Raw genomic sequence first — 14,002 nt, 5'->3', positions numbered from 1 at the left:
GCGACGATGGACGCGCCTGACGGCCCCAGGGAAGCCAGGGGGGCCGAGGGCCGCGGACGACCCGCGGGACCTGGCGCCCGGGAGGGACTGACCCTGGCCGAGGCCGCCCGGCGCCTGGCGGCCGACGGTCCCAACAAGCTCCCTGACGCGGCGCGCCGCGGCTGGGGAGCGATCGTCATCGACGCTGCCCGCGAGCCGATGTTCCTTTTGCTGATCGGCGCCGCCGTACTGTATCTCCTGTTGGGCGAGCCGTACGAGAGCGTTTTCCTGCTGCTGATGGTCGTGCTGCTGCTGGGCATGAGCCTGTACCAGGAGGGGCGCACCGAGCGCGCCTTGCAGGCGCTGCGCGACCTCAGCGCCCCTGGCGCAACGGTCGTCCGCGACGGCAAGCAGCTGCAGATAGCGGCAGCGGAGCTTGTCCGGGGCGACGTGATCAGGCTGGCGGAGGGGGACCGCGTGCCGGCCGACGCCCTCGTGGTCGACACGGGCGGGATGCTGGTCGACGAATCGCTGCTGACGGGGGAGTCGGTACCGGTGGGCAAGCGCGCCGGGGACGAGGCGAGCGCCGCGGCCCCGCCGGGCGGCGAGGTACTGCCCTGGGTGTTTGCCGGTACGCTGGTCGTACAAGGCGAAGCGGTGGCGGTGGTACATGCAACCGGCGTCCACAGCGAGCTCGGTCGCATCGGCGCTGCACTCGGCAACATCAAGCCGCCGGTCGCGCGCCTGCAGCGCGAGACCAGCAACCTGGCGCGGCGCCTGGCGGTGCTCGGGTTCGCGGTCAGCCTGCTGCTCGTCCTCCTGCTCGGGCTGCGAAGCGGAAACTGGCTGCATGCGCTGCTGGCGGGCGTGGCGCTGTCGATGTCGATGCTGCCGGCGGAATTCCCCGTCATCCTGACGGTGTTCCCGGCGATCGGCGCATGGCGCCTCGCACGCCGCCAGGTCCTCACCCGCCGCCTGGCCGCCATCGAGATCCTCGGGTCGACATCGGTCCTGTGCGTGGACAAGACGGGCACGCTGACCGAAAACCGCATGGCGCTGCGCCTGCTGTGGCGCGACGGCGCCAGCCACGACATGCAGCGCGACGGCGACCGTCTGCCATCGGCGCTGCAGGAGCTGCTGGCGGTCGCGCTGCTTGCCAGCCGGCCACAGTCGCCGGACCCGATCGACCAGGCCCTGCACTTGGCCGCCGCACGCTGCGGCGTCGACACCTCGCTGGCGGTCCGCTCCCCGCACCTCGAGCGCGAATACGGCCTGAGCGCCGGGCGCCCTGCCCTGATCAGGATCTGGAGCGACGCCGGTGCAACCCGGGCGGCGGCGAAGGGGGCGCCGGAGACGGTCGCCGCATTCTGCCCGCCGGCCAGGCGCGACGAAGCGCTGCAGGCGGCCTCGGCATTCGCGCGCGAGGGCCTGCGGGTGCTCGCGGTGGCCCAGGCGCGCAACGTGGCGCCGCCATGGCCGGACAATCCGGCGACACTGCCCTACGAACTCCTTGGCCTGGTCGCGCTCGCCGATCCCTTGCGCGCCGATATCCCGGACGCGGTGGCCGAGTGCCGGACCGCGGGCATACGCGTGGTGATGCTCACCGGCGACCATCCCGGCACCGCGCGCGCCATCGCACGCCAGGCCGGGCTTGCCGATGGCAGCGTAGTGACCGGGCCCGAGCTGGCGCAGCTCGATGCACAGGCGCTCGGTGCCAGGCTGGATGGGGTGAACGTGTGCGCCCGGATCGTGCCTGGCCAGAAGCTGGACATCGTGCGCGCACTGCAGGCGCGTGGTGCGGTGGTGGCGATGACCGGCGACGGCGTCAACGACGCGCCGGCCCTGCGCGCCGCGGACGTCGGCGTGGCGATGGGAAAACGCGGCGCCGACGTCGCCCGCGAGGCGGCCGAGCTTACCTTGCTGGACGACCGCTTCGCATCCCTGGTGCAAGCCTTGCGCGCCGGCCGGCGCATCTTCGCGAACATGCGCAAGTCGATGCGCTACGTGGCCGCGGTCCACGTACCGATCGCCGTCATGGCCCTTCTTCCCCCGGTTCTCGGCTGGCCGATCCTGCTCTACCCGCTGCACATCGTGTTTCTCGAAATGGTGATCGACCCGGCCAGCTCGCTGGCGTTCGAGAGCGAGCCCGACGAACCGGACCTGATGCGCCGCCCCCCACGTCCGCATGGCGAAGCGCCGCTGCCGGTGCGCGAGCTGTTGACCTCCCTGCTGGGCGGCCTGTGGGCGGCGGCATTGACCGCCGCCCTGTACTCCCTTGCCGTGAACCGGATCCCGGAACCGGAAGCGCGCGCCACGGCGTTCAGCGCACTCATCCTGTGCAACCTGGCCCTGCTGCTGGTGCACCGCCAGGCCGGCGGCGCGGCCCGCGCCCTGCGCGTGTTCAATCCCCTGTTCCTGGCCATCTGCGCCGGCAGCATCGGCATGCTCGCCGCCGCGCTTTACGTGCCGCTACTGGCCGGCCTGTTCCGCTTCGCGCCGCCGCAGCCCATCTGGCTCGCCGGAGCCGCGCTGCTTGCGCTCGGCATGATGCTCGGCCTGCACATCGCGGCGCGCCGGTGACCCGGCGGACGTGGAGATGCCGGCCCGCCCAACGGCGCCGGCGCACCTCAGCGGTACACCAGCACCGGTATCGCGCTGTGGACGAGAACCTTCTGGGTCTGGCTCCCCAACAGGAGGCCGCGGATACCCTTGCGGCCATGCGAAGCCATCAGGATCAGGTCGCAGCCGTCCCGGCGCGCGGTCTCGATGATCGACTCCCAGGTGCTGCTTCCGCTGGCCTGCTCCAGCCTGCACGGCACCCCCGCGTCCTGGGCGGCCTGCTCGACGTCGGACAGGATCATCCGGGCACGCTCCCCCGCCGCGCGCTCGTATTGCTCGGGCGTCGTCTCGAGCATGTCGGCAGCAATCATGACGGGATCGTATGGCGGAATGACCGTCAGCCCCACGACCTCGGCCCCGTTTTGGCTGGCAAAGCCCACCCCTGCCAGGATGGCCCGCTGCGACGCGGGCGAACCGTCGGTGGGAATCAGGATGCGTTTGAACATGGCAGCTCCTTCGGAAACAGGCGTACGTCGCCCCATTGAAGCGCCGGGCGCCAGCTCCGGCCAGGACAGGGCGCTGGATCAGGATGAAGGCCACGTTCCGCAGAACTTTGATCCATATCAAACCTAACGGGACCGCCGAATAGACTGCCAGGGACCTGCCCGATCCCCGCGCCGCAGCCCGCTTGCGTTCGCACAGTGGCCGCCCTGGCCAACTCCCTAAGCTTGGGAGTGGCGTGTCCTGCCTGGCACGGCTTTCCTTGTCGCATGTTGACGTAGCGCACGAACTGAACAGGAGGAACAAATGCACACCAGAACCGCACCCGCCCCGGGACCGACGGCATTGCTGCAGCGATGGCTGCTGTATCCGCTGATCGCCCTGGCGACCGTCAGCGGCGCCGCCCTCGCCGATCCCAGCCGCCACAAGCCGCCGCGGGCGGCCACCTACCGGGTGATCCAGCTCAGCGCCGATCCCATCATCACCTTCGTCGACATCAACGCCCGGGGCCAGGTGGCATTCACCGAATATAACGAAGGCGTCAAAAGGGCCAGGTTCTACGATGGCACCAGCGTGCGCGACCTCGGCACGCTCGGCGGACCGTCCGCCACGGCGGTCGCCGTGAACGACCTCGGCCAGGTTACGGGCAGCGCGACCCTGGACGCCGCCGGCACCGTCTCCCACGCCTACCGGTGGAGCCGGGCCACGGGCATGGTCGACCTGTTCAGGGGCAGCCCGCGCAACTCGGCCGGCGCCGACATCAACAACCGGGGCGCGGTCGCCGGCATCTTCCGCGGCGGGCCTCTCAGCAACGAGACGCCGTTCGCATTCTTCTGGAGCCCGCGCACCAGCGCCATCAACATCGGCACGCTCCCGCTCGACGTCTTCTCGTTCGCAACCGCCATCAACGATGCCGGAACCGTCGTCGGCTACTCCGGAGGCGACGGCCCCTTCGATTTGCGCGGTTTCCGCTGGACGCGGCAGGAAGGCATCCGCGACATCGGCACCCAGCCCAGCGAATTCACCCTGGCAAGCGACGTCAACGAAGCCGGGCATATCGTCGGCGCCACGCTCTTCGCGCCGAACCAGCAGGTCCACGCCTTCCTGTGGACGCCCCGAACAGGCCCGATCGACCTCGGCACCGGCACCGGCAACCGCTCGACCGCCGTCAAGGTGAACGACAAGGGCATGGTCATCGGCAACGTGCTGGACTTTCCCGTCCTTTTCCATGGCTTCGTGTGGACCCGCGAGACCGGCCTCATCGAGATCGGCGCGGACTTGCCGCTGGTCCAGACTTCCGCGGACGACGTGAACAACCGGGGCCAGGTCGTCGGCAGCTTCGGCGGGCGCGCCTATGTGTGGACGCGCGCGCAGGGCGTCGTCGACCTCAACACCCGCATCGTCGGGGCGCCGGAAGGCCTGGTGCTGCAGGGCGCGCGCGCGATCTCCGAGAATGGCGCGATCGTCGCCAGCGCCAACACCGGGCTGGTCCTGCTGGTGCCGGATGGGGGCGCCGCGCAGGCGCCCGCAGGGGCCCCGGTAGTCGCACCGATCGCGCTGACCGGCACCGCGCGCGTGAATGCGGCGCTCACGTTCTCCGCCGCCTTCACGGACGTCGACCTGCGCGAGACCCACACCGCCACCTGGACATGGGGCGACGGCAGCACGATCCGCGGGACGGTCAGCCAGGGCAAGGGCTGCGGCAACGTGAGCGCCCAGCACGTCTATCGCAAGCCCGGCACCTACACGGTCAGCCTGACGGTCACCGACAGCGCCGGCACGAGCACGACCGTACGGCGCAAGCTGGCGGTCTGCGGCGCGGGCGCCTGCGCGGCGGGCGCAGGCGGGCTTTAGCAGGTTCGTGCCGCCGGCCAGCGCACCGGCAGGCGCGGCGCCTGGCCGCAGGTCACCACCGCGCCTTTGATCTGCATCAAAGACCGACGGCCGCGGCCCGCCCATTCTGGCAGCGCGGCCGCGGCGCGTTCGATCACGGCCGCTCATGGCCTCAGGGAGCGCAACATGTATCGACGCATCGTGGTGGCAAGCGGCGGCTCCGGGCTCGCATCCCGGGCCGCGGCGGCAAGGGTGCAGGCGTGATGGACACCTGCCTGCCCGGGCTCGACACGAAGCTCGCATTCCTGCGCCTGCCCGGCAGCTTCCCCGAAGCCACGTCCCGGGTCGAGGCAAGGGAAACCCACATGTCATGGGTGTTCGTGCTCGACACCCATGTCTACAAACTCAAAAAGCCGGTCCGCTACGACTGCCTGGACTTCCGCACGCTCGCCTCGCGGCGCTTCTTCTGCGGCGAGGAACTGCGCCTGAACCGGCGCCTCGCCCCGGACGTCTACCTCGGTGTCGTCGCCCTGAACCTCGACGGCGAAGGCAAGCTCAACCTCGGCGGGCCCGGACGGACGGTCGACTGGCTGGTCAGGATGCGCCGCCTGCCGGGCGAGCGCATGCTCGATGCGCTGATCCGGGAAGGCGGCCTGCGCGAGGGAGACATCGACCGGATCGCCGCGACGCTTGCCGGGTTTTACGGGCAGCTGCCGCCCGAATCGCCCGAACCGCGCCGCTTTCGCCGGCGCCTGTGCCGGCATATCGAAGAAGACGCGGCCGGGCTGCGCGCTGCCGGCGCCGGCGCCGGCTTGCCGGAGAGCCTGATCGACGCCATCGCGCACGCCCAGCTGGGCGCCGTGGCGCAGTTGCGCGATGTGTTCGACGCCAGGCTGCGCGCCGGCCGGGTGGTCGAGGGCCACGGCGACCTGCGGCCCGAACACGTCTGCCTGGAGGGCGTCGTGACGATCATCGACTGCCTCGAGTTCGCGCGCATCCTGCGCGTGCAGGACATCACCGACGAAATCGCCTACCTAGCGCTCGAATGCGAACGACTCGGCGCCCCGGCCGAGGGCGCGCATCTGCTGGAGTGCTTCGCGCAACGGTCGGGAGACCGGCCGCCCCCTGAACTGGTGAGTTTTTACAAGAGTTACCGCGCCACCTCGCGCGCCCATATCGCGATTCGCCACCTGCTGGAGCCGCAGGCGGACCCGGCGCACTGGACCAGGCGTGCGGCGCAGTACCTGCGGCTGGCCGAGTCGCACCTCGGCGCGGTCGCGGGCGTGCCGGCGCAACCCGGGTTCCGGCCCGTGCAATCCGCAGCGGCTCGGCAAGCGGCACCAACCCCATCGAGGCACGCATGAGCGACATCACCCGCATCGAGACCCCTACGGACTACAGGACGATCCTGCTCCACATCGACAGCACGGCGCAGGCGGTCACGCGCATCGCCTTCGCGTCGCAGCTGGCGCTGCAACACGGCGCCCACCTGGTCGGCGCCGCCTTCACCGGCCTGTCCCGCTTCGTCTACCAGGACGGCAGCGTGGACCTGGCGCGCACGGTGCTGGCGCCCTACATGGATGGGCTTTACCAAAAAGCGGAGCGCGAACTCGACGGGTTCCGCCGGCTCGCCGCGAGGGCAGCCCTCCCCTCCTGCGAGGCCCTGTTCGTGGACGACGAGCCCGGGGCCGGGCTGGCGCTGGCGGCGCGCTATGCCGACCTGGTCGTGCTCGGCCAGCGCGAGCCCGGCACCCCGGCTGCCGCCGCGGGCGACCTCGTGGCCCATGTGCTGCTCACCTGTGCCCGCCCGCTGCTCGTCGTTCCATACGCATACGCCGGCGCCGCAACCGGGAGCCGCGTGCTGCTCGGCTGGAACGGCAGCGTCCAGGCCGTGCGTGCGCTGACCGCCGCCCTGCCCTTCATGCGCCGCGCCGCGAGCGTCACCGTGGCCGTGTTCGGCCCGCAGGACACGCCCGATGACGATGCCCAGACACTTGCCTCGTACCTCGAACGGCACGGCATCGGCGCGTCTTTCGTCCACGAATCGGCGCACCTCGACGTTGGCGAAGGCCTGTTGTCGCTGGCCGCCGACGTGGGCGCGGACCTGCTGGTGATGGGCGGTTACGGTCACGCCAGGCTGCGCGAACTGGTGCTCGGCGGCGCCACGCGGACCGTGCTGCAGGCCATGACGGTTCCCGTCCTGATGGCACATTGAGAGCGCGCGAACCTGGAGGTTTTTTCACACACTCTGAGGCTGGCGGCGCGAAATGGCGGCGGCAAGCACCAGTCCCAACAACAACATCGCGCTTGCGGAGGGCTCCGGCACAGGTGGTACCGGGCTGAGCAGCATCGACCCGTAACAGAAGACACCGGTCCGGTCGCACGAGTGCGACAGGATCTGGCTGCGATCGTTGATTTCGTCGCCCGATTTCAGCAGGAGGTCGGCAGTGGGGTCGATGCGCGTGTTCAGGTCGATCAGTTCGCCGTCCGCGTACAGGAAGGCGCGGTCGTCGGCGACGCCGACGACCTGGCCGACATTGTTGATGTCGTAGCCGAAGCTGGACCCGGCCCCGGGCGTCAGGTCCGTGACCGCGTCGCCGTCCCACAGAAACGCATGGTTCCGTCCCTCCGGAGTCGTGAAGTAGCCGGTCACCCATCCTGCATCGTTGATGGCCTGGCCGAACACCTGCCTGCCTCCGACCCGCGGCAGGTCGATCAGCTTCCCGTCGCGGTACACCGCGGTGCGGTAGCCCCCTTCCGCCGGGAAGTACTCGAGCAGCACGTCGCCCCGTCCGTTCATGTCGCCGGGCATGCTGTTCGGAGGGCCGAAGTCGTCGACGACCCCGTTCCTCAGCACCAGGGCGCGCGAGTCCGGGGTCTGTGCGGCGATGTCGCCGCGGTCGTTGATGTCGCGCGGATCGAGGATGCCGTAGCGCGCCGTCAGGTCCTGCATGCGTCCGTCCGAATACAGGAAGGCGTGATACTCGCCCGAGGCCGTGGTCGATACGCCCACCGCCTCGCCGGCATTGTTCAGGGCGCGGATGCGGGTGATAAAACCGCCCAGGCCGGGGACCGATTCCGACATGGGCCCGCCGTTGATCGACGCCCCTTCATACGGCGTTTCCGGCCCGGCGCTATTGACCGCGTAACGCCCGGCGTCGTTGAGCCCGGTCGCGCGCGAGTACTTGCCGCTTGCCGGCGAGTACGAGAAATATTCCGGCGCCGCGCCGGCAAGGGGCGGCAGGATGACCAGCAGTGCTGCGGCACAGGCGCAGCGCAGGTTCCTGATCTTCATATGGACGTCCTCCATGACAGTGGTCAAAGCCGCGCGCCCGATCGATTCCTGCATGAGGGGTATGCGGGCGGCATAGGAACTCGACGATGCCCGTGCTCCGCTTCAGCCCGCCGAGGGCATGCGCGGCGCGATCCCGAGCCCACGCTCCACTTCGAGCAGGTTGCGCACGGTCGCCAGCAAGGAGTCGGGATTCAGGCTGATCGAGTCGATCCCCTGTTCCACCAGGTAGCGCGCCACCTCGGGATAGTCCGACGGCGCCTGGCCGCAGATGCCCACGTGGCGGCCGTTGCGCCGGGCGCCCGCGACCGCCTGGCGCAGCATCTCAAGCACGCCCGGATCGCGCTCGTCGAAGTCGAAGGCGACGATATCGGAATCGCGGTCCACGCCGAGTACAAGCTGGGTCAGGTCGTTCGAGCCGATCGAAAAGCCGTCGAACAGGCGGGCGAACGCGTCGACCTGGATCACGTTGTTGGGGATCTCGCACATGACGAAGATTTCCAGTCCGCCGGCGCCCTGCCGCAGCCCGTGCGCGGCCATGGCGCGCAGCACGCCGTCGGCTTCCTTCACCCGCCGGCAGAAGGGGATCATCAGGACCAGGTTCGACAGGCCCATGTCCTCCCGCACCCGCCGCATGGCGCGGCACTCCAGCGCGAAGCCTTCGGCATAGGCCGGGTGCGCATAGCGCGACGCCCCGCGAAAGCCGATCATCGGATTCGCCTCGTCCGGTTCGAAGGCGGCGCCGCCAAGCAGGCTGGCGTACTCGTTGGTCTTGAAGTCGGACATGCGGACGATGACGGGCTTCGGGTAAAAGGCCGCCGCGATGGTGCCGACGCCCTCGGACAATTCGCGCACGAAATAGTCGGCGGGCGAGGCATGGCCGCGGGTGACGCGCGCGATCTCCTCGCGCTCGGCCGCGTCCCGCACCTGGTCCGGATGCACCAGCGCCATCGGGTGGATGCGGATGTGTTCGGCGATGATGAATTCCATGCGCGCCAGGCCGACCCCGTCGTTGGGCAGGAAGCGGGTGCGGAAGGCGATGTCCGGGTTGCCCATGTTGACCATCATGCGGGTGCGCGGCATGGGCAGGGCCGCCAGGTCGGTGGTCGTCCTGTGGAACGGCAGGCTGCCGGCGTACACGTGGCCGGTGCTTCCCTCGGCACACGACAGGGTGACCATGTCGCCGGTGCGGATCGTTTCCGTCGCGTTGCCGCAGCCCACCAGCGCCGGCACGCCGGTCTCGCGGGCCACGATCGCAGCGTGGCAGGTGCGCCCGCCCCGGTCCGTCACCACCCCGGCGGCGGTCTTCATGACCGTGCCCCAGTCGGGCATGGTGGTTTCGGCCACCAGGATCTCGCCCGGCCGGAACTGGCCGAGCTGCCCGATGTCCATGATGACCCGTGCCGCGCCGGCCGCGACCTTGCTGCCGACCGCGCGCCCCGACGCCAGCACCGCGGCCCTGCCGTCGAGGTGGTACTCGTCGAGCAGCGTGGCGGAACGGCGCGCGGCCACCGTCTCCGGCCGCGCCTGGACCACGTAGAGCTTGCCGTCGATGCCGTCCTGGGCCCACTCGATGTCCATCGGCACGGGATGTCCCGCACGCATGCTGTAGTGTTCCTCGATCCGCAGCGCGGCCTCGGCCAGCTCGAGCACGGCGTCGTCGTCGAGGCAGAAGCGCTCGCAATCGCCAGGGGCGGTCGGCACGTTGCGCGTGGTGCCGGCGTTCCCCGCCTCCGCGTACACCATCCGCACCTCCTTGCTCCCGAGGCTGCGCCGCAGCACGGTGCGCCGGCCCTCGCGCAGGGCCGGCTTGAACACGTAGAACTCGTCGGTATCGACCGTTCCCTGGACCACGTTCTCCCCCAGCCCCCAGGCGCCGGTCACGAGCACGACGTCGCGAAAGCCGGTTTCGGTATCGAGGGTGAAGATCACGCCGGAACAGGCGAGGTCGGAACGCACCATTTTCATGACGCCCACCGACAGCATCACCTTGAAATGGTCGAAACCGTTCTCGATGCGGTAGACGATCGCGCGCTCCATGAACAGGCTGGCGAAGCAGCGCCGCACGCTGTCGAGCAGGGCCGCTTCGCCGCCGACGTTGAGGTAGGTTTCGTGCTGGCCGGCGAAGCTGGCGGTGGGCAGGTCCTCCGCCGTGGCGGAACTGCGCACGGCCACGGTCAGTCCTTCGCCATACTGTTCGCGCAGCTCGCGCCAGCCTTGCAGGATGCCCTGTTCGATCTCGGGAGGCAGGGGCGCGCCGTAGACGATATCGCGCGCGGCCCTGGCACGCCGCGCGAGATCGGCCACATCGACATGGTCGAGCCCGTCAAGGGCCGCGTGCAGCGCGTCCCACGCGCTGGCGCGGTCCAGGGTTTCCCGGTAGGCCGCGGCAGTCACGGCAAAACCGTTCGGCACGCGCACGCCCTGGGCTCCCAGCTCGCGGACCATTTCGCCGAGGGAAGCGTTCTTTCCGCCCACCAGGGGCACGTCGGCAATTCCCAGCTCTGCGAACCAGGAAATGAACTTGCTGGATGTGTCCATGGCCGCACTCCCCGATCGCAGGCATTGCATCTCGACCGATCGTATCGAAGGAATTCGGCTGCCGCTTAATCTCGCTCAATACTGTCTCACATGAGCGCGAGCCCATGTTGACGGTATGAGTAGACGTCAAGCCAACTTTAGCGTAGAACCCCAGCGTCGATTTGATGCGAATCATGCAGATCCGGCGGCTCCCGGCGCATACTCTCCGTCCTGCTTACGGAGGACCACCATGTACAAGCGCATCCTGGTGCCGACGGATGGGTCGCCCATCTCCCTGCTGGCGGCCGACGCGGCGCTCCAGCTTGCCCGGGCCTGCCGCAGCGAGGTCGTGGCGCTGTCGGTCGCCTTTCCCGAGGCCTACCTGGGCGGTGCCGAACGAGGGCTCGTCAGCGACGCCGGTCCGCAGGCCGACAGGCTGCTGGAGCAGGCCCATGGCCACGCGGCCGCCGTGGCCGCCCGGGTGCAGGCGGCCGGCCTGCCCTGCGAGACGCTCGCGATCTACTCGCTCAGTCCCGGCGAGGCGATCGTCGATACCGCAAGAGGTCGCCACTGCGACCTGATCGTCATGGGCTCGCACGGCATGCGGGGACTCACCAGCGAGATCGCGGGCAGCGTCACCCGGCACGTCCTCGCCTACTCGGCGATCCCGGTCATGGTGCTGCGGCCGCCACGGCACGATGCCGTGGTGACGGATACCCGGACCGGCTTCTGACGCCACGCCATCCGGTGCGGCCAGGGCCTGTGCTATCCGTGCATGCAGTCGCCAGTGCGGTCGGTCGCCACGTCATCGACAGTGCTGCCGCATCATCTCCATGTGCCGTTGGCGCATCTCGGGCGACATGCCTTGCATGTGCCGCTCCATCATCGCGTGCCGCGCCTGTTCGTCCGGCGCGCCCCGCATGTCCCGGTGCATGGCGCACATCGCCTCCTTGTCCATGGGCCGCATGCCGCCACATCCAGCCGGCTTGGCGCCGCCCATCATTCCACAGCCGGGGGCGCCTTGCGTCATGGCTCCGCCCATCCCTCCCTGTGCGGGGGACGTGCCGGCTGAAGCCGGGGTGGCCGCATTGACAGAGGTGCCCGGATGATGCCGGGCATGCTGGCCGCCAGGCGGACTGGCGCAGGCAACAAGCAGGTTCGCCGCGGCCAGCACGGCCATGAAGCGTAACCCGGGGAGAGTGTTGGCTGACATGTTTGCGCTCCTTTTCCAATACTTATTGGGGGTATTCATCCATGCCGTTCGCGATCGGACGGCGCTACCGGCATGCCATGACCCGTCATTCGTGTACCGCGAGGTCGCCTTCCGCGAGCCGCGTCCGGTCCGTTGCCGTCGCGGCAGGCGCCAGCGCGTCCGCCGGCGCCGGGCCGTTATCGTAGTCCACGACCTCGGCGCCGGCGGGACCACCGTGGCTGATGCGCACGCGCATCCGGTCGGCGCCCGCCTGGCCCGTGCCGGCGCCATCGCTCGCTTCGGCCAGGAACCGGTACCCGGCGCGGCCATTGAAGCGCCCTGTTCCTTCCAGGCGCACCACACCGCCATTGCGCGCCGGCGCTCCGACATGGTCGCTCTCGAACCGGAAGGGTCCCGCCAGCCTGAACACCGGCGAGCCGGCGGCCGGGGCGTCCGCCGTACCCGCCCGGGCGGCCGCGAGCGGCGCCCAGAGCACGAAACGCAGCGCCTGCGCGCCGCGCGCCATGCCGCTGCCGCCTTCCCGGCCCAGCGCGCCCTGTCCGCTAATGCTCGGCACCCCGGGTTCGTCGACGTAATAGTGGATGCCCACACGGGTGGCCCGTCCGCCCGAGTCGCGCACCTGCACCGTCATCTGGAACGCACCGGCCTTGCAGAAGCGGTGCTGGAACGTGACCTGGCCGACCCCGCCCGCTTCGCGCACCAGCGGCTGCGGCGAGCGGCAGTTGTCGCTCCAGGCGACGACGGCGCGGTGGACCTCGCTGGGCGAGTTGTCGACGAAACCGACACTGCCGCGGACCGCCTGGCCGACCTCGCCGGTGTTGGACAGGCCGGTGACCGGGCCGAGCACCGGGGCGTCGGTACCGCGCGTGCCGGGGCGCAGCATGACGAGGCCGGCGTTCGACTCGGCCAGGATCGTCCCCGCCTCGTTGATCGCCCTGCCCGACTGCAGCACCAGGCCGGCCGGCGGACGGTGCAGGCGCGTGTTCAGGTCGAGCGGTGCGGCCGTCCAGTCCCAGCGCACCGCGCGCGGACGGGCTCCCGGCCGTTCGACCGAACCGACCATCTGGTTGCGGTTGTTCAGGTCCGTCACGTCGGTCACGATGCCGGGGCCGGTCCTGGGCGTCAGCCATTCCAGGCCGCGCGCGCGCGACCAGCGGAACGCCGAGTGGTCCGTGGAAGGAGCGTTCCGTGCCTGGACGATGCCGGCGATATTTCCCTGGTCGTTCAGGTCGCTCACATACAGGTTGCGCATGTCCGGCGAAGCCAGCGAGGCAATGCCGGAACGGGCATTCCAGAAGAACGCCCGCACCGGGTCGTCCTCGCCGCCGTAGACCTGCCCGGCCGCGTCGCCGCGTTCGTTGAGGAAGCCGGCCGATGCCCAGGTGCCGCCCATCGAGCCGAGCGCGGTCTGCCTCCCCGCCGGGTCCCACAGCACAGCCTGAACCGGTCCCTCTACCGCGACGTCGGCGAAGCCGCCGGCGATGCCGCGATTATTGATCGCATGTGCCGTCGATTGCGACGGCGGACGGGGCAACAGCAGCCGGAGGCGTCCATCCGCATCCCAGCGCGCCGCGATCGTCGAGGTGAGCCTGTCCGACGAACTGCCGACGACCTGGTTGCGGTCATTGATGTCGTACGCAAACGCGCCCAGTCCGGGAAGCAGGCGCAGGCCGCCGGCCAGCGTCCAGCTGAACGCGCGCACGTTGCTGAACGGGCGCGCATCGTCGTTCGTCAGGCCGGTCACCGTGCCGCGGTTGTTCAGGCCCCGGATCAAGGTGAGGTCCAGCGAGGCGAAGTCATGCAACTGGTCGCCGTCGAAATAACTGTTCATCGAGCGGACGAAAGAGGAGAAAGCGGCCTGCCCCTGCTCGTTCAGGTAGGCGCCCAGGTTGTCCGGCGCCAGGTTGATGACGCTGTAGACGCGCGGGGCGGCCGGGCCGCCGTGCCACTGCGCGCCGCCCGGCTGTGCACCCGGCTCCTGCGCGCAGGCCACACCGCCTGACATCATGGCGAGCGGCACCGATAGTGCTGCCAGGACCTGCTTGCGCAGCGCCCGCTTTGGGGTCGAAGGCTGGTTCATGATGCGTTTCCTTCCCATGAAATGC

11 protein-coding genes are annotated in these 14,002 nt (G+C 69.9%); 5 read left to right on the top strand and 6 right to left on the bottom strand.

Going from position 1 to position 14,002, the window contains the following annotated elements:
* Nucleotides 1–6 precede the first annotated feature (6 nt).
* Nucleotides 7–2,559, top strand: a complete 2,553-nt coding sequence (locus tag ACWCIA_RS02130; RefSeq protein WP_454160500.1) for a cation-translocating P-type ATPase — start codon at nt 7–9, stop codon at nt 2,557–2,559.
* Nucleotides 2,560–2,606: 47 nt separating this feature from the next.
* On the opposite strand, the gene ACWCIA_RS02125 is transcribed toward ACWCIA_RS02130, so the two are convergent.
* Complete coding sequence (locus ACWCIA_RS02125) at nt 2,607–3,044, bottom strand: universal stress protein (RefSeq protein ID WP_454160498.1); 438 nt, start codon at nt 3,042–3,044, stop codon at nt 2,607–2,609.
* A 301-nt stretch (nt 3,045–3,345) separates the two neighbouring features.
* Between ACWCIA_RS02125 and ACWCIA_RS02120 the strand changes: the two genes are divergently transcribed.
* Entirely contained in the window at nt 3,346–4,893 is a 1,548-nt protein-coding gene (locus ACWCIA_RS02120) for a PKD domain-containing protein (RefSeq protein ID WP_454160496.1), read from the top strand.
* On the opposite strand, the gene ACWCIA_RS02115 is transcribed toward ACWCIA_RS02120, so the two are convergent.
* Complete coding sequence (locus ACWCIA_RS02115) at nt 4,890–5,030, bottom strand: hypothetical protein (protein ID WP_454160494.1); 141 nt, start codon at nt 5,028–5,030, stop codon at nt 4,890–4,892. The two genes, ACWCIA_RS02120 and ACWCIA_RS02115, sit on opposite strands and share 4 nt — an antisense overlap.
* A 105-nt stretch (nt 5,031–5,135) precedes the next feature.
* Between ACWCIA_RS02115 and ACWCIA_RS02110 the strand changes: the two genes are divergently transcribed.
* Together ACWCIA_RS02110 and ACWCIA_RS02105 are read left to right on the top strand one after the other, a co-directional pair.
* Nucleotides 5,136–6,236, top strand: a complete 1,101-nt coding sequence (locus ACWCIA_RS02110) for a hypothetical protein (protein WP_454160492.1) — start codon at nt 5,136–5,138, stop codon at nt 6,234–6,236.
* Entirely contained in the window at nt 6,233–7,087 is an 855-nt protein-coding gene (locus ACWCIA_RS02105) for a universal stress protein (protein ID WP_454160491.1), read from the top strand. Before ACWCIA_RS02110 ends, ACWCIA_RS02105 begins: the two co-directional genes overlap by 4 nt.
* A gap of 24 nt (nt 7,088–7,111) precedes the next feature.
* Here ACWCIA_RS02105 and ACWCIA_RS02100 read toward each other — a convergent pair whose 3' ends face one another.
* Both ACWCIA_RS02100 and ppsA read right to left on the bottom strand, forming a co-directional pair.
* A complete protein-coding gene (locus ACWCIA_RS02100; RefSeq protein WP_454160489.1) occupies nt 7,112–8,167 on the bottom strand; it encodes a PEP-CTERM sorting domain-containing protein in 1,056 nt (351 codons plus the stop codon).
* Nucleotides 8,168–8,269: 102 nt separating this feature from the next.
* A complete protein-coding gene (gene ppsA / locus ACWCIA_RS02095) occupies nt 8,270–10,705 on the bottom strand; it encodes a phosphoenolpyruvate synthase (RefSeq protein ID WP_454160487.1) in 2,436 nt (811 codons plus the stop codon).
* 229 nt (nt 10,706–10,934) lie between these two features.
* Here ppsA and ACWCIA_RS02090 point away from each other — a divergent pair, with 229 nt between their 5' ends.
* Complete coding sequence (locus ACWCIA_RS02090) at nt 10,935–11,417, top strand: universal stress protein (protein WP_454160485.1); 483 nt, start codon at nt 10,935–10,937, stop codon at nt 11,415–11,417.
* 72 nt (nt 11,418–11,489) lie between these two features.
* On the opposite strand, the gene ACWCIA_RS02085 is transcribed toward ACWCIA_RS02090, so the two are convergent.
* Together ACWCIA_RS02085 and ACWCIA_RS02080 are read right to left on the bottom strand one after the other, a co-directional pair.
* Nucleotides 11,490–11,897: a hypothetical protein gene (locus ACWCIA_RS02085; protein WP_454160483.1), complete on the bottom strand. Its 408-nt coding sequence runs from the start codon at nt 11,895–11,897 to the stop codon at nt 11,490–11,492.
* An 85-nt stretch (nt 11,898–11,982) separates the two neighbouring features.
* Nucleotides 11,983–13,977, bottom strand: coding sequence for a hypothetical protein (locus ACWCIA_RS02080; protein WP_454160481.1), 1,995 nt, complete (start codon nt 13,975–13,977; stop codon nt 11,983–11,985).
* Nucleotides 13,978–14,002 lie beyond the last annotated feature (25 nt).

The organism is Massilia sp. SYSU DXS3249 (assembly GCF_053668055.1).
This window is presented reverse-complemented; position numbering and strand designations above follow the sequence as displayed.

Excerpts from the sequence above, each read along its gene's own strand:
- ACWCIA_RS02125 (WP_454160498.1), bottom strand. The coding sequence starts at position 3,044 with ATGTTCAAACGCATCCTGATTCCCACCGACGGTTCGCCCGCGTCGCAG.
- ACWCIA_RS02085 (WP_454160483.1), bottom strand. The coding sequence starts at position 11,897 with ATGTCAGCCAACACTCTCCCCGGGTTACGCTTCATGGCCGTGCTGGCC.
- ACWCIA_RS02110 (WP_454160492.1), top strand. The coding sequence starts at position 5,136 with ATGGACACCTGCCTGCCCGGGCTCGACACGAAGCTCGCATTCCTGCGC.
- ACWCIA_RS02090 (WP_454160485.1), top strand. The coding sequence starts at position 10,935 with ATGTACAAGCGCATCCTGGTGCCGACGGATGGGTCGCCCATCTCCCTG.
- ppsA (WP_454160487.1), bottom strand. The coding sequence starts at position 10,705 with ATGGACACATCCAGCAAGTTCATTTCCTGGTTCGCAGAGCTGGGAATT.
- ACWCIA_RS02080 (WP_454160481.1), bottom strand. The coding sequence starts at position 13,977 with ATGAACCAGCCTTCGACCCCAAAGCGGGCGCTGCGCAAGCAGGTCCTG.
- ACWCIA_RS02100 (WP_454160489.1), bottom strand. The coding sequence starts at position 8,167 with ATGAAGATCAGGAACCTGCGCTGCGCCTGTGCCGCAGCACTGCTGGTC.
- ACWCIA_RS02130 (WP_454160500.1), top strand. The coding sequence starts at position 7 with ATGGACGCGCCTGACGGCCCCAGGGAAGCCAGGGGGGCCGAGGGCCGC.
- ACWCIA_RS02105 (WP_454160491.1), top strand. The coding sequence starts at position 6,233 with ATGAGCGACATCACCCGCATCGAGACCCCTACGGACTACAGGACGATC.
- ACWCIA_RS02120 (WP_454160496.1), top strand. The coding sequence starts at position 3,346 with ATGCACACCAGAACCGCACCCGCCCCGGGACCGACGGCATTGCTGCAG.